20 protein-coding genes and 1 tRNA gene are annotated in these 21,285 nt (G+C 44.0%); 7 read left to right on the forward strand and 14 right to left on the reverse strand.

Going from position 1 to position 21,285, the window contains the following annotated elements:
- Nucleotides 1-325 precede the first annotated feature (325 nt).
- From rplK to F6J94_RS03725, 8 genes are all read right to left on the reverse strand, one after another.
- On the reverse strand, nucleotides 326-751 hold the full coding sequence (rplK, locus tag F6J94_RS03690) for a 50S ribosomal protein L11 (protein WP_293018661.1): 426 nt from the start codon (nucleotides 749-751) through the stop codon (nucleotides 326-328).
- Nucleotides 752-761: 10 nt separating this feature from the next.
- Nucleotides 762-1,379, reverse strand: coding sequence for a transcription termination/antitermination protein NusG (nusG, locus tag F6J94_RS03695; protein WP_293018741.1), 618 nt, complete (start codon nucleotides 1,377-1,379; stop codon nucleotides 762-764).
- Nucleotides 1,379-1,606, reverse strand: coding sequence for a preprotein translocase subunit SecE (gene secE / locus F6J94_RS03700; protein WP_008188891.1), 228 nt, complete (start codon nucleotides 1,604-1,606; stop codon nucleotides 1,379-1,381). Before secE ends, nusG begins: the two co-directional genes overlap by 1 nt.
- 41 nt (nucleotides 1,607-1,647) lie before the next feature.
- Entirely contained in the window at nucleotides 1,648-1,770 is a 123-nt protein-coding gene (locus tag F6J94_RS03705; protein ID WP_293036963.1) for a hypothetical protein, read from the reverse strand.
- 519 nt (nucleotides 1,771-2,289) lie between these two features.
- Nucleotides 2,290-2,362, reverse strand: a tRNA-Trp gene (locus F6J94_RS03710).
- 380 nt (nucleotides 2,363-2,742) lie between these two features.
- Entirely contained in the window at nucleotides 2,743-3,105 is a 363-nt protein-coding gene (gene rplS / locus F6J94_RS03715) for a 50S ribosomal protein L19 (protein WP_293018662.1), read from the reverse strand.
- Between the two features lie 602 nt (nucleotides 3,106-3,707).
- A complete protein-coding gene (locus F6J94_RS03720) occupies nucleotides 3,708-4,844 on the reverse strand; it encodes a hypothetical protein (RefSeq protein ID WP_293036966.1) in 1,137 nt (378 codons plus the stop codon).
- A 645-nt stretch (nucleotides 4,845-5,489) separates the two neighbouring features.
- Nucleotides 5,490-8,402, reverse strand: a complete 2,913-nt coding sequence (locus F6J94_RS03725) for a glycosyltransferase family 39 protein (protein ID WP_293036969.1) — start codon at nucleotides 8,400-8,402, stop codon at nucleotides 5,490-5,492.
- A gap of 146 nt (nucleotides 8,403-8,548) precedes the next feature.
- Here F6J94_RS03725 and F6J94_RS03730 point away from each other — a divergent pair, with 146 nt between their 5' ends.
- Complete coding sequence (locus F6J94_RS03730; RefSeq protein ID WP_293036972.1) at nucleotides 8,549-8,854, forward strand: helix-turn-helix transcriptional regulator; 306 nt, start codon at nucleotides 8,549-8,551, stop codon at nucleotides 8,852-8,854.
- Nucleotides 8,855-8,914: 60 nt separating this feature from the next.
- Nucleotides 8,915-9,049 (forward strand): hypothetical protein, encoded by a 135-nt coding sequence (locus F6J94_RS03735; protein ID WP_293018670.1) that lies wholly within the window; start codon nucleotides 8,915-8,917, stop codon nucleotides 9,047-9,049.
- A 16-nt stretch (nucleotides 9,050-9,065) separates the two neighbouring features.
- On the opposite strand, the gene F6J94_RS03740 is transcribed toward F6J94_RS03735, so the two are convergent.
- From F6J94_RS03740 to F6J94_RS03750, 3 genes are all read right to left on the reverse strand, one after another.
- Nucleotides 9,066-10,682, reverse strand: a complete 1,617-nt coding sequence (locus F6J94_RS03740) for a glycosyltransferase family 39 protein (protein WP_293036975.1) — start codon at nucleotides 10,680-10,682, stop codon at nucleotides 9,066-9,068.
- A gap of 128 nt (nucleotides 10,683-10,810) precedes the next feature.
- Nucleotides 10,811-11,476 (reverse strand): DUF1295 domain-containing protein, encoded by a 666-nt coding sequence (locus F6J94_RS03745; protein ID WP_293036978.1) that lies wholly within the window; start codon nucleotides 11,474-11,476, stop codon nucleotides 10,811-10,813.
- A 145-nt stretch (nucleotides 11,477-11,621) separates the two neighbouring features.
- Nucleotides 11,622-11,771 carry a hypothetical protein gene (locus F6J94_RS03750; protein ID WP_293036982.1) on the reverse strand — a complete coding sequence of 50 codons (150 nt, stop codon included), beginning with the start codon at nucleotides 11,769-11,771 and terminating at the stop codon, nucleotides 11,622-11,624.
- A 604-nt stretch (nucleotides 11,772-12,375) separates the two neighbouring features.
- Here F6J94_RS03750 and F6J94_RS03755 point away from each other — a divergent pair.
- From F6J94_RS03755 to F6J94_RS03765, 3 genes are all read left to right on the forward strand, one after another.
- Nucleotides 12,376-13,806 (forward strand): form I ribulose bisphosphate carboxylase large subunit, encoded by a 1,431-nt coding sequence (locus F6J94_RS03755; protein WP_070394936.1) that lies wholly within the window; start codon nucleotides 12,376-12,378, stop codon nucleotides 13,804-13,806.
- An 81-nt stretch (nucleotides 13,807-13,887) separates the two neighbouring features.
- Nucleotides 13,888-14,277: a chaperonin family protein RbcX gene (locus F6J94_RS03760; protein WP_070396895.1), complete on the forward strand. Its 390-nt coding sequence runs from the start codon at nucleotides 13,888-13,890 to the stop codon at nucleotides 14,275-14,277.
- An 84-nt stretch (nucleotides 14,278-14,361) separates the two neighbouring features.
- Entirely contained in the window at nucleotides 14,362-14,709 is a 348-nt protein-coding gene (locus F6J94_RS03765) for a ribulose bisphosphate carboxylase small subunit (RefSeq protein ID WP_070394937.1), read from the forward strand.
- A gap of 476 nt (nucleotides 14,710-15,185) precedes the next feature.
- On the opposite strand, the gene F6J94_RS03770 is transcribed toward F6J94_RS03765, so the two are convergent.
- Both F6J94_RS03770 and F6J94_RS03775 read right to left on the reverse strand, forming a co-directional pair.
- Nucleotides 15,186-15,617 (reverse strand): hypothetical protein, encoded by a 432-nt coding sequence (locus tag F6J94_RS03770; protein ID WP_293036991.1) that lies wholly within the window; start codon nucleotides 15,615-15,617, stop codon nucleotides 15,186-15,188.
- A gap of 488 nt (nucleotides 15,618-16,105) precedes the next feature.
- Nucleotides 16,106-16,987, reverse strand: coding sequence for a 4-hydroxybenzoate solanesyltransferase (locus tag F6J94_RS03775; RefSeq protein ID WP_293036994.1), 882 nt, complete (start codon nucleotides 16,985-16,987; stop codon nucleotides 16,106-16,108).
- Nucleotides 16,988-17,161: 174 nt separating this feature from the next.
- Here F6J94_RS03775 and F6J94_RS03780 point away from each other — a divergent pair, with 174 nt between their 5' ends.
- On the forward strand, nucleotides 17,162-18,817 hold the full coding sequence (locus F6J94_RS03780; RefSeq protein WP_293036996.1) for a Ppx/GppA phosphatase family protein: 1,656 nt from the start codon (nucleotides 17,162-17,164) through the stop codon (nucleotides 18,815-18,817).
- Between the two features lie 350 nt (nucleotides 18,818-19,167).
- On the opposite strand, the gene F6J94_RS03785 is transcribed toward F6J94_RS03780, so the two are convergent.
- Entirely contained in the window at nucleotides 19,168-19,461 is a 294-nt protein-coding gene (locus F6J94_RS03785; protein ID WP_293028717.1) for a hypothetical protein, read from the reverse strand.
- A gap of 430 nt (nucleotides 19,462-19,891) precedes the next feature.
- On the opposite strand from F6J94_RS03785, the gene F6J94_RS03790 reads away from it, so the two are divergent.
- Nucleotides 19,892-21,280 carry a GH1 family beta-glucosidase gene (locus F6J94_RS03790; protein WP_293036998.1) on the forward strand — a complete coding sequence of 463 codons (1,389 nt, stop codon included), beginning with the start codon at nucleotides 19,892-19,894 and terminating at the stop codon, nucleotides 21,278-21,280.
- Nucleotides 21,281-21,285 lie beyond the last annotated feature (5 nt).

Below are 21,285 nucleotides of genomic sequence, written 5' to 3' on the forward strand. Positions count from 1 at the left end.
CCGATACTTTTTAGCTACCAAAATCTACTTTGCCGATTTTAGCCCACTAATGCAAGCTGCTTAAGCAGCCAGGGGGTATCTCCCAAGGCCAAGATAGGTTTTGTTCCGCTCTTGGCGCAATTATCTGTGTTTAATAGAAAACGCAACCACTATCATTAAAGCTTTGGTTTTCGGCTTCAATTCAAGGAACCAGAATGTTTTCAATGACACTAGATTCCTAATCAAATTCTAACATATTTTTGTAGATACTGCAAGATATTTGTAGAAAATCGTCAACAGTTGCTAGCCTTAATTCATCTTTCATCCTTGATTATCTTTCATCCTTCTAATCGGTTATGGCTACACCCATGTTTCTAGCTGTGCCTTCCACAATTTTCATTGCCGCTTCTATATCATTAGCATTGAGGTCAGGCATTTTAGTTTGGGCGATTTCTTGCAGCTGGGTGCGAGTAAGGCTGCCAACTCTAGTGCGGTTGGGTTGTGCTGAACCTTTCTCAATGCCAGCAGCTTTCTTAATCAGTACAGATGCTGGTGGAGTTTTGAGGATAAAGGTAAAGCTTCGATCCTCAAACACTGAAATTTCTACTGGTATCACCATACCAGCTTGATCAGCAGTTTTGGCATTGTACTCTTTACAGAATGCCATAATATTTACCCCGTGCTGACCGAGTGCTGGTCCGACGGGGGGAGCTGGGTTAGCTTTCCCAGCTGGGAGCGCTAACTTAATCAATGCAACAACTTTTTTAGCCATTATCTAAGGTCTAGCTTGTTTTTTCAATCTGATTGAACTCCAATTCTACTGGTGTATCCCGCCCAAAGATCGAGAGTAACGCTTTGAGTTTGCTCCTTTCGGGGCTAACTTCAATCACTTCCCCTTCAAATTCTTTAAACGGACCAGATAGCACCATGATTTTGTCCCCTACTGCCATATCTACTTTGACAATCGGCTCTTGCTCTTCGGTTTGCTTGAAGATCCGCTCTACTTCACCATAGCTGAGGGGTACGGGTTTAACATGTCCCCTACCACGCCCGTAGCGGCGTTGTTGTTCTGCCCCAACAAAATTAATCACATTTGGTGTGTTTTTGACAACTTGCCAAGCTTCATCATCCATCACCATCTGGACTAACACATAGCCGGGGAAAACTTTTTCTTCGCCGTGTTGCCGAGAACCATCCTTACGGATTTTTACCGTAGGTGTTTGGGGAATCTGGACTTTCAAAATCCGGTCCGCTACATCCATCGTTTGGATGCGCTGTTCCAAGTTCGTCTTAACCCGTTTTTCACAGCCAGAAGCAACCTGGACTGCGTACCAACGTGGACTTGCAGGTTTTGATACCTGTTGATCGACATCTTGGGATTCGTCTGCAGCAAAACTCATCAAAATACTTGTCCTGATGCCCAGGAAAATAAACCATCTACCAAGTAAATTATGGTGGCAGACAGAATGACCATCAACAATACCGCTGCTGATTCGCTAATTAACTGTTGCCGAGAAGGCCAAACGACTTTAGCGAGTTCTTCTTTAGTTTCGTTGAAGAACTTACCTAGGTTAAACCCAGATTCAGTTTCTTTAGTCTCTGGTTCAGCTTTTGTTTTCTTTGCCACAACTTCTCCTTTCCCCCATCAACGCATTGACACTCCCCGTCCTAGAAGAACGGGGATTCTTCGCTCAACGACTCGACTTGCTTAACCAGACCGGAGTCAGGAAGAGTAGAGGCCAAGTCTCCCAAAGCGTTTGGATCTAAGATATAGGTTCCGGTGTGCCCCACCGTACCTTCACTTTTTTTAGAGATAGATACTTTTTTCTATCTAAATTTTTCATAGACGTTAAAGTCGTTAGACCAAATTACGCAATATGTATCTTTTACATATTTTTTACGTTGTCTATTTATTTTCTAGATAATATCTATCCTTAATTCATGGGTGTATGTTTATCTATTAATACTACCACACTTAGTACAGAACCGCCTAAATAGCCGTCCTTCTAGGACGGGGCTTGAAACCCAAAATTTTTGGTCAATCCAGCCAGGGATTAGATGACACAAGTCGGCTTTACTGGAGGTGCTACCTGTGGCCAATGTAATTCGCCAAGTAAGAGCGCACCTATGTCAATTTCCTGTTCCTTGCATCGGGGATAGTCTAGCTGGTAGGGCCCCCGCCACTACAATCCACTAGTCCTGATAGTTGAGTCAAACTATCCTACTCAGCCCCCTCAACTTACGGACTCCCACTGGATTTGCTCAGGTAAACCCTGGCATCCAACACTTTTGTATTCTACCAATTTTGAGCGCGCCCTGGAGGACTCGAACCCCCGACATCAGGTTTTGGAGACCTGCGTTCTACCAACTGAACTAAGGACGCAGATGGACTAGAGAAGTAGAGGTTAACCGATACTTTTTAGCTACCAAAATCTACTTTGCAGATTTTAGCCCACTAATGCAAGCTGCTTAAGCAGCCAGGGGGTATCTCCCAAGGCCAAGATAGGTTTTGTTCCGCTCTTGGCGCAATTATCTGTGTTTAATAGAAAACGCAACCACTATCATTAAAGCTTTGGTTTTCGGCTTCAATTCAAGGAACCAGAATGTTTTCTTTGACACTAGATTCATAATCAAAGTCTAACATATTTTTGTAGATACTGCAAGATATTTGGATAAAATCGTCAACAGTGGCTAGCCTCTCGCTTTTCTAAGTTTACCCTAATTTTGCCATTTACACCAACCTGATGCTAAACCAAAAAAAGGCTATAAACTACGGTCAAAGCGTTGTTTGATGCGAGTAGCTTTACCAACGCGATCGCGTAAGTAGTATAGCTTGGCTCGACGCACCTTGCCTCGACGGATTACTTTTATATTAGCAATTTTTGGAGAATGGAGTAGAAAAACCCGTTCCACACCAATCCCTTGGAAAATCCGGCGTACTGTAATCGTTTCATTTATGCCACCATTGCGCATGGCAATCACAGTGCCTTCATAGGGTTGAATCCGTTCCTTATTACCTTCTTTAATCCGTACCCCCACCCGCACGGTGTCACCGACATAGATGGTAGGGACGTTTTCCTTAAGTTGTTCCGCTTCAATGGAACGAATGATTTCTTGAGCATTCATGGTTTTTGCCTAAAAGCACCAGTTTCTGATTATATCCCAAAGAAAGACTTGAAGTCTAGAATTTTTTGGGAAAAGGTAGGATTTCAGCACCACTACCTGTGTCTATTTCGTGTAAATAGCTGATCTGTTGACACTCCCCGCCCGCTTATGGACGGGGATTCTTAGTTCCTCGACATGCCTTGTCTTGATGCAGTCGCTCATGGGGGAAACCCCCAAGACCGCGCTGCATCGCTAAAATTAGCTATCCGTCAAAGGCAATACTTAAGCCGAATACCCGTTTAAAAACCAAGTATTTAGCCTAATTTAACTAACCGAGCGTGGGCTTATCTCCCTAAGCGTTGAGTTTCCTCAGTTCCCGTGTGCCCCACGGTACTTTAGTATTCAATGTGCAAGCTTTACTGGTTTTCGGTATCTGGCACGGATCCATACGTTTTTAATGAGGTTTTTCGCGCCTCAGGTGCTAACATCGCAAAACGCTCGTGAAGTTATGACAGTACCGACGAATCCTGTCTGTGCTAGGCTACTATGCATATTCTAACAGATTTTTTAAAAGCCGTCTGCCGAAGGACGGGGCTTGAAACCCAACTTTTTGGTCACTTGATCTACTCTCTGTTGCTTGCTTTTTTCCCTTGAGTAATCAAACGTGCACCTATAATACCAAGGGCTAGTAAACCTAATGTAGCAGTAGGTTCATCAACACTAGCCTCAGAGGAAACGCTAGCCTCAGAGAACACTGGATACAGGAACTGGCGACCAGCGTAGTCATCGTTAACCAATGGGGTGAGGTTGGTGACTGGGTTGCCTGGAGCTATACCTAGTCCCCGGGATTCCATCAGAATATCTACGCCTGGGGTGTCAACACCAGGATCCTGATCTGGAACTGTAAACAATGAAAATGGTGAAGCAGCTGGATTGAGGGGATCGATTAGTTGGGCGATCGGGTTGCTCAATGTAGCTAGAGCTGTGGCGCTAGTACTGCCATCATAGTTGTCGTCGATAAATCTATTAGGACTGATGTCTCCCTCGATATCCCCTAATCCAATGGCATGACCGATCTCGTGGGTCAACAATCGCCTAAAAAAGTCGAGGGTATATACTGTTCCGGCATTATTGTTGAAGGTGATATCTGCTCCGATAATGGCGCTTGAGCCTGCGTAATTTTCCGTTCCGGAGGTGAGAGTTACAGTATCGTTGATGTAATAAAAAAACGCTTCACCTTGGGGTGAGGTATGTCCAGGATTCCAGAACGTTGCATCTGTCGAGGCAAACAGGTCAATCTCGGCACCATATCGGTTAACGCCTCCTCTACCGGTACCTACTACTGGTGTCTCTAAATCTGCTACAAATGACAAATCGGTACCTAAGCCAGAAACCGGGTCAACTACAGTCCAGGCGTTGAACGCAGCCTCAATGGCATTTTGAAACTCGTTGACACTAGGAAGAATATCCCAGGTGAATAAATCTCGGTAAGCTTGATAGGAACCGCCCTGTAGTGAGTATCGCAATCCGCCGTCCAGGGAACGCTCTTTTCCATGGATAGTCCTTGGAGCTGCATCCCATCGGGAGCCACCTCCGAGTGTGCTACCAGACCGGTTAAAAATTACAAAAGCGTCAGAGGGTGCTGGGTTAGCAACTTCAATCGCGGCGAAACTCAAAACAGACCCTAGGATGGCTAGTGATAGGTTTTTTGTCAGTTTGAGTAAATTAATAGGTTGTTTGTTTTTAAAGTTTGCTTTCATAAGATTGTTTGTTTTCACACATTAAAATTTAGTTGCAGGTTAGTTTATTCAACAAATAACCTAGTTTAAATAAACTTTACTTAAATTATTGAGGCAATTGAATTAAATTACCTCAATAAAAATACTGAAACTATAAAAATAAATATAGAAAAAATTATTACCAAATCTTAAGCGTTCGGGAATTGGTATATAGCGTTTATCATAGCTATGAGGTACACATTATTTTTTCCCACTTCCCTCACTTCCCCTCCTGGGAGGGGTTAGGGGTGGGTTACTCTTCCCATATCCGCTGCTCCCTGCTCCGAACGCGCCCCGCGTGGCCCACGGCCTCAGTCCCTGCTCCCTAAAACCCAGAGATTTGTACCTCATGGGTATAAGACTTGCTATAGCACTACCCATTAAGATGTTTGACATTCCTAAACTCAGCAAACTTAGTCATAGCTTACTTCTGACTTCTAACTTCGAACCTTGCGGACTTGCGCGTAGCGCTATATGAGTAACCGCAAAGACCCAAAGAACGCGAAGACTAAAAAACTTAGTCTTCTTGAGAGATTAATTCACAATTTATTCACAATGAAATAATATTAGCGATCGCGTAGCGTGGCCGTTCGCGTAGCGTGGCCAAAAGGCCAAAAGGCCATCGCTTTAAAGTTCTAATCCCTGAATAACACTCCAAGCTTTGAACACATTACCTTGCATCAAGGCAGCTATACCAGATAGGGCTTGTAGTTCGGGAATAGTCGGGTTGATTGTAAGGGCAGGTTTCAGGGCATTTTCCCCATTTTTTCCATCCCAATCATAGAGATAGACGAAGGCAAGATAAGCGTGAGCATAGGGATTTTGGGGGTCAAGTTGGGTGACTCGCTTTAATGCTGCGATCGCACCTTCTACATCTTGCTGCAATACCCTACTCAAGGCCAGAGCATAGGCCAAGTCTAGGTTATTCGGTTCCAATTCCAGCCGATAGCTTAAGGCTAAATCTGCTTGCTCTAAGTAGTCCTGAATCGGATCGTACTGGTTAATGCGGGCAGTTTCTTCAAAAACCGGTTCTAGGCCATTGAGTCCTTTAGGTAAATTAGTGGACAATATCCGCATTTGGGTGATTAAATCTAGTTCTGGTGCAGCTATGGGGGTAGCTGCTGGATCGATGGTCAAGGTAACCGTTGGTACTTGTATCGGATAGGTTTCGCGAGTTTGTCGATTGAGGTAAGTTGCTTTTAAGGTGTAGCTTCCAGCTGGGATATCTGCTGGGGGAAACATCGCCATCCGTTCAATGACTTCAAATTCGGCATTGGCAGGTGGTAATTGGGAAGAGTGTAGTTCTCCCATGGCAATACCATGGTCGTGTAACCATCCGTGGGTGGAAGGTTGCAGGTTAGTATCGGTTGAAGGTTGAAGGTTAGTTTCGGTTGAAGGTTGAAGGTTAGTTTCGGTTGAAGGTTGAAGGTTAGTTTCGGTTGAAGGTTGAAGGTTAGTTTCGGTTGAAGGTTGAAGGTTAGTTTCGGTTGAAGGTTGTAGGTTAGTTTCGGTTGAAGGTTGAAGGTTAGTTTCGGTTGAACCTTGGCCAAAAGGCCACGCTTTCGGCAAAGCCGACGCTGCGCGAACGCGAACAACCTTCAACTTGTTAACCTTCAACTTACCAACCTTGGCCAAAAGGCCACGCTTCGCGAACAAATCTACCGGTTGCCAGGTTAGGATAACGATGCCAGATTGTAATTGCTCCCAAGAACCAGTCCACTGATAAGTTACTGGTACAGGTACTCCAGCAGGAGATTTTTCTGGTACGGTGACTTGGTCTAATTTAACTCTGGAATTTGAAGTGAGAGTAGTGCTGTTCGCGTAGCGTGGCCTTTTGGCCAGGGAAGCATTGCTATTGAAACTAGTGGGTTTTATGGATGATTGGTCACCCACAGGCTTTATCGATAATGGTTTTACGGCTATTGGTGGCTGCCGCTTGTGATACAGTTTCAGTTGGCTAGCATCGGGTAACTCCCAAGTCTGGTGTAGCTCAAATTCTGTCCCTTGCTCAACTGCCTGAACAATAGCTGCTTGGGATTCTGGGATTGACCCTTGGGCACCAGTTTTAGTGAGGAACCAAGAAAGCGATCGCATATCCTGTTTCACTTGTTTGGCTTGGGTTCCCACTTGACGCCCGTATACTTGGAAATTGGCTAATGCACCATAGTAATTGAAGTTATGTTGGTTAATGTCTGGGGTTGACGGTAATACTCCTAAGTTAGAGCGCAAGTAAGGTTGAGTCTTGATGATTTCCGCAATTACCTTCGGATGAGGCCATGGCTGTCCTAAGTAGGGAAAATGTTGTACACGGGGACTAAGTAATTGAGTCAATCCTCTACCTCCTAATGGAAATAGATTCAACATCATCAGTACAGTTGCTAGCCCTACCGTGCTCCAACGCATGGGTTTACCCCAACGATTAGTCCAGCAGGTTAAGCCATAAGCCAGAAACAGTGATAGCACTGGAACTAATGGCAAGATATAGCGAGCATCTTTATTAATATTCAATGAACACAATAGATAACCACCCACTATGAAGACTCCTAGCCAGGTTAGTGACCAGATGGGGGGATGGGGGGATGGCAGATTGTTCGATTTTGCGATCGCGGATTGCTTGAGCCCATACTTGAGCCCATAAATTAATAGTCCTACTATCGGTATTAACAACAGCGGCCAAGAGATCAGGTAAGGTAAGATTTTCCAGTAGTAAACCCAAGCATCAAGGGTATTGAGGGCTGGGTCTCCTTCTGCGATCGCGGAATCAATGGTTGCTCGCTTCCCAGAGGTCAATATCAACAACCAATTAATCCGGTACCATGGACCAAATAGCAAAACTGATACCAGCAAACCGCTGATTAACTGAGCTAACCTTTGCCATTGCCTCTGCCACAGAACCCTCACCCCAGCCCAAGCGATTGGCACGAATAGAAAAAATATGGCGGTTTGCTTAACTAGCAATGCTAATCCTAAACAAACCCCAAACCCCAACCCCCACAACCATCCTTGTCTTACTTTTGTTTGCGATAAGGGTGTCTTTGCAGTTCCCAAACTCCACCACACTGTCAGAGACCAAAAACACAAACTGACTACTGTGGTTAATGGATAATCCAGCAAAAATTCTAAACGGTAGCGATATAGTCCTGGTAACAACATGACTAAACCAGCAGCCCATAACCCTACCCGGCGGTTAAATAATACCAGCCCTAATCCATAAACTGAAGCAATTAGCACTCCACTGCATAAAACTAGCGCTATCGTAGCTAGCTCTGGTCCGGTTCCAAACAGCTGCTGAACCATTGCGGCAATAATATAAGTCAATGGCGGGACTTTTGAGGAAATTGCCCAAAAACTGCTCCACCACTCTCCAGAGAACCACTCAGGATGCTGCAACGCCTGCCAGTAATTCAACGAACCGGTCAAATAATCCGCCTGGTCCCAAGCTGGGACAGAGTGATCTAGGGCAAACCAAATGCGATCGCAAAACCCACTCCCTAGCCAAATTAGCCCTAAAATTACTGGATCTCTAAAGCGTCTTTTCATAGTGGTGAGTGCTAGGTGCTCAGATCAATTAGCTACAACAATCTTACCTGTAGTGATTGAGTAAATTGATATTGAACGGGTAATCTTGAGAAAGCGTTTATTTGAACAAAACCCAGATGTTCATACCTATGTAGAGGAGGAAGAAGATGACTAAGACTTCTGATGCGATTAAAATTCTTAACAAGAAGACTCGTACTGACCCCGAGATGGAGGAAATGATAGCAGAAGCTTCTATTAATGCAGAGGTGGCACAGTTGATTTATGAAGCCAGAACAAAAGCGGGGTTAACCCAGAAACAGCTTGCAGAACTTTTAGGTACAAAGCAGCCTGTGATTGCACGACTGGAAGATGCTGATTATGAAGGACAGTCCCTTTCGATGTTGCAAAAAATCGCTCGCGCTCTGAATCACCGGGTAGCGATCGCGATCCATAAGCTGATAGCTGATAGCTGATAGCTGATAGCTTACCCAATTATTAACTGCTTAAATTATAAGATAGCGGTTTCTATCCTAATGAGTTACACAGGATTTTTTCTATCTTACCGATTCCCGATTCCCGATTCCCGATTCCCGATTCCCGATTCCCGATTCCCGATTCCCAGATCCGCTGTTCCCGTAAACCCAAAGAAAGATTTGTATCTCACCTAATTTAAAACCGCTATACTTAAAGCCTTAACTTACCGAGGGGCTTGACACTCGACTCATCAAACCACTCTATCTTAGTACTATACTTTTGCTCAAGTCCTTGTTGCAAATGATCAGATGGATAAAATAGAAACACATCACTAAACCCTTGAGGAATATCGGGAATAGTAGGGGGAATGACTAACTGAAGTTTTACCTGAGGATTTAATAAATAACTAAGAGAAATCACATCCCCAGGATTCACGGAAGAAACATTGCTAACTACCAGAGGTCGCTCAGCTTTATTAATTATCCTAGCGATAGTAGGATTGTTAGCCCCAACTTGCTTGTTCCACCAGATTTCTGTTTGGGAACTAATAGCACAAGAGATAACTCCCCCTGTAAGCAGCACAGCTACTATTCCTTTCCAGACCTTCTGTGTTCTTAAATTAGCCTTTATTAAAGTAGCCCTTGATAGATACCCAGTTATATACATACTAATTACATAAGCAACAGCCAGCTGCACTCCGATATAACAAGGTATAAAATACCGACTACTTACTGAACGTCTTCCTCCCCAAATTAAGTCTGGTAAGATTAAGCCTAATCCAGTAATAACGATTAATGTTAAAACCAGTAACCAAACTCGCTGGGTAGTATAACGACAGATAAAATAAATGGCATATCCCACAAAACTCACTAAAATTGGTGGGATTATATAGTTAAATGGATGCTCCAGTGGTATTCCAATATCAAAAAATATCAAACTAAGGTTTATCCCCCAGATTTTAACCAAAAATGATAAAGGAACTTGAATAGTTGTCCAATGGGTTTTATGCTGAATGATAGCTAAGTTACTAACCACCACAACTAACCAAGGGGAAAAGGCTAGAAACCCGGCACCAGATGATATCAAATAAGCAATAAGAGTTTTCTTAAAGCGAAACCGTTCTATTATAAACACATAAATTCCATGTCCAATAGCCACAAATATAGAAAATAGAAACGTGTAAAGACTAAGTGCCAAGGTGATAGCATAGATTACCCATGACCAGAGGTAGCTTGTTACTTTTGTACTATCCTTAGTTTTCCGGATAGCTCGCAACAGAGACGCACAAGATAGTATAATAGTCAATGTCCATAGACTATATTCCCGTGCTTCTTGAGCGTAGAGCACATGAAAGGGAGATACCGCCAAAAGTGCCACAGCTACCCATGCCACTAAAGGGGATTCAAATAATTCTAAGCACAGCCAATAGATAGCTGGGAAAACCAGCAGGCTAAACAGAACAGATAAACCCCTAGGGTTATTGACAGCAGCACCAAATAGCTGCCGCCAAAACCGCGCCATTAAATAATAGAGGGGTGGATGTTCTGGGTTTGTAGTTAAGGCATTAATAGTATCCCCTAAGTCTTTTTCAGGATTAGGATGCTGATACTTTTGTAAGTCTTCAACACCAATTACCCTACCATCAAAAACTTCCTTAATTACTTCATCTCCGGTGTAGCCAGAACTCCGAATTGAAGTATAAACCTCATCGTGCCAGTAGATTTTATGGTTTAGATTGAAGCAGCGGAAGAAGATTCCTAGCAGTAAAAGGACGATAATCAAAAATCGCCATCTTAGGGAAAAACACTGCTTAGATGGTTTGGTCATATCTTCAATGGGTGCTTGGCTAATCCCTACTCCCTACTCCCTACTCCCTACTCCCTACTCCCTACTCCCTACTCCCTACAACCCAGGGCTTTGTACTTCACCGAATTGAGAAATGCTATAATTTATGACTACCTGGTTTTTTGGGCAAAATCTGGATCGTTTGGATTGGAAGTAGTAGCTAAAAATAGCTGTGGTAGTAGTAGTCCAGAATTAGCTTTGTAGTCAGCAAACTCTGGATAGCGGGAGAGAGACTTATCTTTTTTGAGCATATTGGGAATAAATATACTTGCCATAAAACCTGCCAAAATTACAAAGGGTAGCCAGTGCTGAGCTAGCATGGCAAAACCAGAGTAGATCAGGATTTCTCCCAAGTAGTTTGTGTTTCGACAGCGAGCAAAGAATCCTTCTGTGATTAATCCAGAACGATACTTGAGAGTATAGTATTTCTGGGCATCACTGGCATAGTGTAGAAAGACTCCCATGACATTAATGGAAATAGCAGCAGCGACCAGGGGTAAGGGAGGCTCAGAACCACTGCTGATCAGAATAAAGGGAGCAACCCAGTAGAGCATTAGTATTCCGGAGCCAAGAATTCCGATACCAATTGGTATTTCTTGCTCCCACTGCTTGTCTGGATAGATACGGTCTTTGAGTAGCCACATCACCCCATAGGTACCATGGAGGGCTAGGTAAACCCATGGGCCAAGGTTGAAATTATGATAGAAAACCATTAATCCCAGCACTACTGGCGCAGTAAGTGCTTTGTGAAGATTGATGAAGTGCTTGCTTTTCATAGGTAGGGTGTCTTCTTGATTAAAGGCTTGCTAAGTCACTACAGTAATTCTAAGGAAATTTGTGAGTGACTAAGTACCTGGATATAAATACTATTAGTTGTGTTTAACTTGCTAGTTTTATAATTTGTAATTTATCTAGTCAAAATTAATTTAATACGACGACTTCTCTTAAAGGTGATATCAGTATCATTACGGTAGTGATATCACCTTTAAGAGAAGTCGTCGTATTATCTCTCCATCTCTCCATCTCCCCATCTCCCCATCTCCCCATCTCCCCATCTCCCCATCTCCCCATCTCCCCACCCTCCCTCTAATTATGGGTATTCAACCTGACTTGATATTACCCTTGCATGTGTTGCACGGGTCCTAATTTTAGGGGCGATTCTAGGGACGCAATGGTTGCAGCCTCACGATCTGTAGCGCAACTGTTCAGGTTTGATTTATCTGATTTTGTTTTTTAACCCCGCTGCCAAACCTTGTCAAGCCATAAATTATAGTCAATTTGAGAATTTTTGTGACAAAGATGTGATTAATTGTTACATTTCGTCATGTTATAAGAGGAGCTGATACATTCCTAAAGAATATTTGAGGTTTAAGTGATCCCATTACCTGCTATATTTCAAAATGATTAAGAAATTCTGAATTACCTGAGCGACTTGACTGACTAGCAACCGTTTACCAATCAGCGGAGCGGTTGGGTTAGTAAGTAAGGCTACAGGTAATCCCCAACATTAGCCACAAACAGGTGATTGTGGAATCGGTGTTGTGCCCTTCTTCAGGCTTAGAAAACAAGCCTAGATGGGTTGTTTGTTCTCTTAGCTAGGAGCAACACACAACACTAAGAAAAGAAAATCTATTCTAGCGATAGCAACATTCAGTAGTTCCTAAGGAAGCAACGCATGTCTTACTCATCAACCAGTACTCAGACAAAAGCTGGCTACGATGCCGGTGTAAAAGACTATAAATTAACTTATTATACGCCAGATTATACTCCAAAAGATACGGATATTTTGGCAGCGTTTCGCGTAACACCGCAGCCTGGTGTACCTCCGGAAGAAGCCGGTGCAGCGGTTGCAGCTGAGTCTTCTACGGGTACCTGGACAACAGTTTGGACTGACTTGCTGACTGACCTAGACCGTTACAAAGGTCGTTGCTACGACATCGAACCAGTACGTGGGGAAGACAACCAGTTCATCTGCTTTATTGCCTACCCACTGGATCTGTTTGAAGAAGGCTCAGTCACCAACATGCTGACCTCCATCGTGGGTAACGTGTTTGGTTTCAAAGCTCTGCGAGCACTGCGTTTAGAAGACTTGCGGATTCCCATTGCTTACCTCAAGACCTTCCAAGGACCTCCCCACGGAATTGTTGTAGAGCGGGACAAGCTTAATAAGTATGGTCGTCCTTTGCTTGGTTGTACCATTAAGCCCAAGCTAGGTCTATCCGCTAAGAACTACGGTCGTGCAGTATATGAGTGCTTGCGCGGTGGTCTGGACTTCACCAAAGACGACGAAAATATTAACTCCCAGCCCTTCATGCGCTGGCGCGATCGCTTCTTGTTCGTAGCAGAAGCAATCCACAAATCCCAAGCTGAAACTGGCGAAATCAAAGGTCACTACCTCAACGTCACTGCTCCCACCTGCGAGGAGATGATGAAGCGGGCTGAGTTTGCTAAGTCCCTGAACATGCCCATCATCATGCACGACTACCTCACTGGTGGCTTTACCGCCAACACCACTCTGGCTCGTTGGTGCCGTGATAATGGCGTTCTGCTGCACATCCACCGCGCTATGCACGCTGTGATTGACCGTCAGAAACACCACGGTATGCACTTCCGCGTCTTGGCTAAGTGCTTGCGCATGTCCGGTGGTGACCACCTCCACTCCGGTACTGTAGTCGGTAAGCTTGAAGGTGAAAAAGGTATCACCATGGGCTTCGTTGACCTGATGCGGGAAGACCACATTGAGCAAGACCGCGAACGGGGTATTTACTTCACTCAAGACTGGGCTTCCATGCCTGGTGTAATGCCAGTGGCTTCTGGTGGTATTCACGTTTGGCACATGCCTGCGCTAGTCGAAATCTTTGGTGATGATTCCTGCCTACAATTCGGTGGTGGTACTCTAGGTCACCCATGGGGTAATGCTCCTGGTGCTACTGCAAACCGGGTAGCTCTAGAAGCTTGTATCCAAGCTCGTAACGAAGGTCGTAACCTGATGCGTGAAGGTGGTGACATTATCCGGGAAGCTGCTAAGTGGAGTCCTGAGTTGGCAGTTGCTTGCGAACTGTGGAAGGAAATCAAGTTCGAGTTCGAGGCAATGGATACCGTCTGATGCAGTTTGAGGTGTGAAGTTTGAAGTATGAAAAGTCATACTTTAGACTTCATAACTTTTTCTAAAAGACTGGGTTCAACCATGGATTTAAAACGAGTTGCGAAAGATACAGCCAAGGTGCTGGCTAGCTATATGACCTATCAAGCACTGCGGACAGTGGTAAACCAGTTAAGAGAAACCGACCCTCCCCGAGCGCTTTGGCTACAGTCTTTTTCCTCACAACAAAGTATCCAAGATGGAGACGCTTATCTTGAGGAATTACTGCGGGCTAAACCTGAATTAGCGTTGCGGATTATGACTGTGCGGCAACATATTGCAGACGAAGTGGCCGAGTTCTTACCTGAAATGGTTTGCACCAGTATCCAGCAGTCGAATATAGAACATCGGCGTCAGCATCTTGAGCGCATCACGCAATTCACTCTTCCAGATAACCCAACTAATTCTGAGCAGAAAACTGATTCGGACACCTAATTGGTTCAACCGAAGACGTTACCTGCTATCCCCCAAATTTCATACCTATACTTCAACAGAGAATCAAACAGAGCATCAAAATCTATGAAAACATTACCAAAAGAGCGTCGTTACGAAACCCTTTCCTACTTACCTCCCCTGAGTGACTCTCAGATTATGCGGCAAGTGGAGTACATCTTAGCGGAAGGTTACATCCCTGCGATCGAGTTCAACGAAAGCTCTGAACCAGAGATTTACTACTGGACATTATGGAAACTGCCTTTGTTCAAGGCTACTTCACCTAAAGATGTGCTAGCTGAAGTGGATGAGTGTCGCTCTGAATACCGCGACTGCTATATCCGGGTTGTGGGTTTTGATAACGTTAAGCAGTGCCAAGTTCTCAGTTTCATCATTCACAAGCCTAATGACGGTGTTAGCCGCAGCCGTTGGTAACTGCTGGCTTTACTAATAAAGTCTAAAGCATTCATACTTGGATGAAATGCTATTATTAGCCCCCCGATGTTGATCGGGGGGCTGTCATGATAAGAATGGCAATTAACAATCAAAAATTGCCGATTTTGTTGTTAGTAATAACTAATGACTCATAGACCTATGGCTAAAATTAACGTTTAGCTCAAACATCCCAACGACTAATCGCTAATTCTCACCTATGATGTCTAATTAGGGCTTGCTGATTAACTCTCAAAGCATTGACAGATAAAGGTTTTCGCATTTTTGGGTCTCTTTAAGTGCAAGCAAATCGATCGAAAAAGCTCAATAACTTAGCCTTTTGGGCAGACAAGAGCCGAAAAATAAAGGGACAAGTCTTCCGACTACCTTCTATATAATTCCCATTTCTCCACACTCGCTGACTCCACACTCGCTGACTCAATCCAATACCAAAAGACTTTTTCAGCAAACCCTAATTACTAATTCTCAGCTTCACAAGACTTAATCAGTTTATTGAAATCTTCAGGAGGTTCCGCACCACCAGTAATTTCTAGACCAATACCTAGAAACTCTTCATAGGGGTATTTTTCTTGAATTTTATCAATGGTACACTGACAAAACGCCTGAGCCTCTGAGCCCTTAGTGCCAACACATTGCCCCATGTAAAAATTGACAAACTCAGGTGTATAACCAATCTCAGATTGTTGGAGGATAGTCTCCGCTTCTTCAGGGATAGTCAATGGTTTTTGAGGGATAGTCCCAGGGTCTTCAGGGATAGTCAATGGTTTTTGCGGGATAGTCTCAGCCTCTTCAGGAATAGTTTCAGGTTCTTGAGAATAACCCACCGTTGGGCTGACGAGAGCAAACAAACAGGCACTGATAATTGATAGCTGGTATCGTTTGATGTTCATGCTTTTTAACCTCTACAAAAATTAGCCCAGATGAGCTCATTCGGACTATTTTAACAATTGCACATTACTAGGTTTCCCATCTTTTTGCTGAAACAAACATTAGGTAAAAGCCTTGCAGACAAAAGGCAAAACAGAGCATTAAAAATTAACAATTAACTGTTTTTAATTAACAATTAACTGTTAGCAATTTTCAAAGGACTAAAAGACTAGCCAAGAAACACAATACAAGTTTTTAGCTTGTAGGGCAGGCAAAAAAAGTTTAGTTTTGTTGAGTATTCTAGATTAGATTAGCTAGTTGCTAGTTATCAGTGGGTAATTATCAAAAAAATACCTCAAAATTCCTTCCACACACCAAATAGTAGTATCCCTAGATACTCAATTTTCAATTGTTGGTATCAATAGCTACTCTTTCTAAGAATAACTAGCAACTTTTATGAGATTACTTCGCCCACCCTACTTTAATTGGTATTTTTTTTAGATGCAAGTCTCTAATGACTACCAATAATCATCCCGGCCAGTAGCACAAAGCCAATCCAGACATTTTGGCGAAAAATCTCTCCATAGACAGATGTGGGATGATTAGGCTTTCGTAGTCTAGTATAGTGCCAAATCCAGACTACTGTCGCTATCACTAGGGTTAACCAAAAGGCCAGTTGGAGATCCATCACAACTCCCAGGCCAGCAAGCAAGCTAGCAGTACCAGCAAAGAACACACCTACGGCATCAGCAGCATACTTACCGAAAAACAAGGCACTAGAGCGCACCCCAATCCTCTGGTCATCCTCCCGGTCTGGCATGGCATAGACTGTGTCAAATCCCAATGCCCAAAGTACTGTTGCTCCCCAGAGTAACCAGGTAGCTGGTTCTAGAGTAGTAGTAATGGCACTCCAACTAATCAGTACAGCAAAACCCCAAGCAATTGCCATAACCAGTTGCGGTACAGCAAACACTCGCTTGGCAGATGGGTAAAACACAATTACTGGTACAGCGGCCACGCAAAGCCCAAAGGTGAAAGGATTAAGATACAGAGCAATCACCCCAGCGCAGACCATAGCAACTAAGGCAACTACTACGCCAACTTTGACCGATAGGGCTTTGGATGCCAAAGGGCGTGAGCGAGTTCGCGCCACTTGGGAATCAATATTGTGATCCCAAACGTCATTAATTACACAGCCAGCAGCACTGGTGGCTAAGCTTCCAAGAATAATCACCGCAACCAGGGGAATGGGTGGTTTCCCTTGGGCTGCTAAAAAAACTGCCCACAGTGCTGGCACCATTAAAATGAATCGTCCAGTTGGCTTATCCCATCGCAACAGTCGCATAATGGCTAGCCAGGTGGGTATGGGATTGGGGTTTGGCTGGGTAAGCATAGCAGGAATGGTTACTTGTTTGTTGGTAATTTTGTTTGTAGGTAATTTTCCGGATTGTTTCCTCGAATCAGAGGAATTTCACTATAGGAGATAGTGCCTATTTTTTGTTATTCTCCTTAAAGATATCGTTATTCATAGGTTTCGGGCTGATATATGTAAGCAGGATACATCAATATGGTTAACTCACTGACCCAAGACATTTTCCTACATGTTTCCACTCCTGACAAAGAGCAAGAGCGCATTATTGCTGCCATCGATATTGGTACCAATTCCATTCACATGGTGGTGGTGCGAATTGACCCTAAACTACCGGCATTCACCATTATTGGTAAAGAAAAGGACACGGTCAGGTTAGGGAATTGCAACCCCCGAACTGGTGAGTTGACCCCCGAAGCCATGAAAAGAGCGATCGCAACTCTACAACGCTGCAAGGAAATGGCAGCCAGCCTCAATGCTGAAAACATCGTTGCTGTAGCAACCAGTGCTGTGCGGGAAGCTCCAAATGGCCAGGCTTTTTTACATCAGGTATATACAGAATTGGGTTTATTGGTCAACCTAATTTCTGGTCAGGAGGAAGCACGACGCATCTACCTAGGTGTGTTGTCAGCTATGGAATTCAACAACCAGCCCCATATCATTATTGATATTGGTGGTGGTTCAACGGAATTGATCCTCGGGGATCGTCATAACCCCCGTTCCCTAAGTAGCACAAAGATAGGAGCCGTTCGTCTTACAAAGGAGTTTGTCACTACAGACCCGATCAGCCAAAGTGAGTTTCTCTATTTGCAAGCCTATGTCAGGGGAATGTTAGAGCGAGCTGTTGACGACATCCAGGGTAACTTGAAACTCAGTGAACAGCCTCGTTTAGTGGGGACATCTGGCACTATTGAGACCCTAGCCAAGATGCACGCCTATGAGAATCTGGGTATGTTACCTAATCCCCTAACCGGGTATGAGCTCAGTCGTGAAGATTTGGAAACAATGCTCAAGGGCTTAGCTGCTATGAGTTTGGCTGAACGCTCAACCCTGCCAGAGATGTCCGAGAGGCGTTCAGAAATTATTGTTGCTGGCGCAATTATTTTATTAGAAGCTATGAAGCTTCTGGGAATGGAGTCGATCATAATTTGTGGACAATCACTCCGGGAAGGCTTAATCGTTGACTGGATGCTCACCCATGGATTGATTGAAGACCGACTACGCTACCAAGATGAGGTCAGGGAAAGGAGTGTGCTCGCAGTTGCTGGGAAATATCAGGTCAACCTGGACTATAGTCAGCGGGTGGCTAACTTTGCCCTGAGCTTATTTGACCAAACCCAAGGAAAACTGCACAATTGGGGAACACAGGCACGGGAATTACTTTGGGCAGCAGCAATTTTACACAACTGTGGGGTGTATATTAGTCATTCGGCCCACCACAAGCATTCTTATTACTTAATTCGCAATGCTGAACTGTTGGGCTTTCTGGAGCCAGAAATTGAAATCATTGCTAATCTGGCTCGTTACCATCGCAAGAGTGCTCCGAAGAAAAAGCATGAGAATTACAATAATCTGGCCAATCAAGAGCATCGCCTGTTGGTGAGTCAGCTTAGTGCTTTGTTACGGTTAGCTATTGCTTTAGACCGTAGACATATTGGTGCAATTCGGCATGTTAAGTCGGATTATCGCTCCGATGATAAAGCACTTCATCTAGATCTAGTGCCAGCTTTTGCTAATGATGATTGTGCTTTGGAACTGTGGAATTTGGATTATAAAAAATCGGTATTTGAAGAGGAATTTGGAGTTAAAGTGGTGGCGAGTTTGGCATCCAAGACTAGCCTGGCCGCTTATTAAGGCTAAGCCTTCAGCTCTCAGCTCTGAGGCATTGATAGAGCTGAAGGCTTACAAAAAAATTGACAGGTCAAGCCTTCCAGTAGCAAGTTTTCTGTCAATCTTTATCAATTTCAGTTACACGATTTTGCTTTTACCTAATCGTTAGCCAGAAAAATCCGCTGATAAAACTAGCAATTTATCGGCTAACTGTTATCAATCTATCAACGCCGAAAAGGTCTTGGAGTTCGTTTCCCTTCCTAAACCATTAGGATAATTCCCGTACAGAACAGATATAGATAATAGATAATTTTAATCTCAACCATATCCCCAATACCTCAGGGGAGTTTGAACAAATTTGAGTACGATTATACTTAGTTATCATTCAGATTTTGGTAGCGGGCGCAGGCGTAGAGGTCAAATAATGCTCCGACTAGGCTACAGGTAAAGGCAATCACTAATACTCCCTGAATTGGGGATCCATTACCAAAAATAGTCAGAAATTTCAATAGCTCAGTTGTGGCAGTAAGACCAAACCCTGTCAAGCCAGGAATGTATCCTATTATACCAAAACCTGCAAGTAAACCAATAACTAGTGCCACTGGAGCCATAAAGCTCAGAAGGATTGTTATTACCAAAGAACGGAGAAAGTTTGGCAAAATGCTCATAAAATTTAACCGCATAAGCAGGTGAGTTAAAAGCCAGAGCCAAAGTATGACTTGGCACTTTCTACCTTAGGCGAAATCCCTGTCGATAACCGAAAATGTCAAAAATCTTAAATTTTCATTAAAAATCTTGGTAAAGGTCTGTGAATCTGGATCATAAAGCCGGGTTGTTGGTGGCTTCTCTTTTGGGCTACCGGTGCTCGGTTAAATTGATCGGCCTCAAGGTCCCTGGCTTGATATATCAGTGATTTCGGCTCAGTGGCAGGGGACTTCCAACCCTAAAAGACCCTACCCAATTCCTGAGAAGCTGTGGATCAAAAGTTATCATTCCTGTTAAGATTCTTCGTTGATTGCGGATAGGTTAACTCGTCCCAGGACTAAAGTAGGTGGGATGATCTAGTACGTAACTCCCTTTCTTAATAACAAATCACTAATGACTAACGGCGATCGCATCAGTTACCAATTCCCAGAGAAATTCTTATGGGGAGTAGCCACCGCTTCCTATCAGATTGAAGGAGCAGTAAGTGAAGGAGGACGCAAACCTAGTGTGTGGGATACCTTCAGTGGTACCCCTGGAAAAATACTTAACGATGATACCGGTGCTGTCGCTTGTGACCACTACCATCGCTACAAAGAAGATATAGAGCTGATGGTAAAACTAGGGATCAAGGATTATCGCTTTAGCATTGCTTGGCCTCGGATTATTCCTGACGGGCGTGGCAAAGTCAATCAGGAAGGGGTTGATTTCTATAAGCGTTTGGTGGATTGCTTGTTAGATCATGGCATTACTCCCCATGCCACTCTATTTCATTGGGACTCTCCCCAAGCCCTAGAAGACAAATACAAGTCTTGGCTTTCTCGCCAGATGGCCTTTGACTTTGCGGATTATGTTACTGCTGTGGTCACTCAATTAGGCGATCGCATTACTAATTGGATGACCATTAATGAAATCATGTGTTTTACTCACTTAGGCTATGGGTTTGAGCACGACCCGATCCATGCTCCGGGTAGGCGTGTTACATCCATCAAACAGGTATGGCAAACCTCCCATCATGCCCTTTTAGCTCATGGTTTGGGCTGTCAAGCCATCCGTAGTGCTTCCCGGGTTCCCTGTTCTATAGCCTTAGTGGATAACTTGTCCGTCACGGTGCCAATCAATGAGTCACCCATCCATGTGGCAGCAGCAAAAAAGGCATTCCCTTTATGTGGGCAAAATGGCGGTATCATTATCCCTGCTCTGACTGGTGCTTATAGTCCTGAATTACTTGAGGTGTTAGGAGACAATGCCCCAGACATCGGACCATGTGACCTACAAATCATTCATCAGCCTCTGGATGGGATTTGTCTTAATATTTACACTGGTACCTATGTCCGGGCTGCTGACAATCCACAGGGGTACGAGTTCCTTGGTATGCCCAAAGGCTACCCTCGCATGAATCTGCCTTGGCTGAATATCCTACCAGATTCCATTTATTGGGGGATTCGTCATGTCAGTGAAACCCTGGGGCGACAGGATTTGCCGATGTTTATCACTGAGAATGGCTGTGCGGCACAGGATGAATTGAATGGTCGGGGTGAGGTGATTGATACGGACAGGATTATGTACCTCCGAGAGTACCTCAAAGCAGCCCATCGCGCTGTTAGTGAAGGGTATCCTCTTAATGGTTATTTCCTCTGGAGTCTGATCGATAACTTTGAGTGGTATTGGGGATATGATCGGCGCTTTGGGATTACTTATATTGATTATCCAACCCAACAGCGTATTCCTAAAGCTAGTTTTGAGTGGTATTCCCAGTGTATTCAAAATAATCGGGTGGTTTGATCATT

Origin of the sequence: Moorena sp. SIO1F2, assembly GCF_010672755.1 — a bacterium.
In the GTDB taxonomy this organism is placed as follows: domain Bacteria; phylum Cyanobacteriota; class Cyanobacteriia; order Cyanobacteriales; family Coleofasciculaceae; genus Moorena.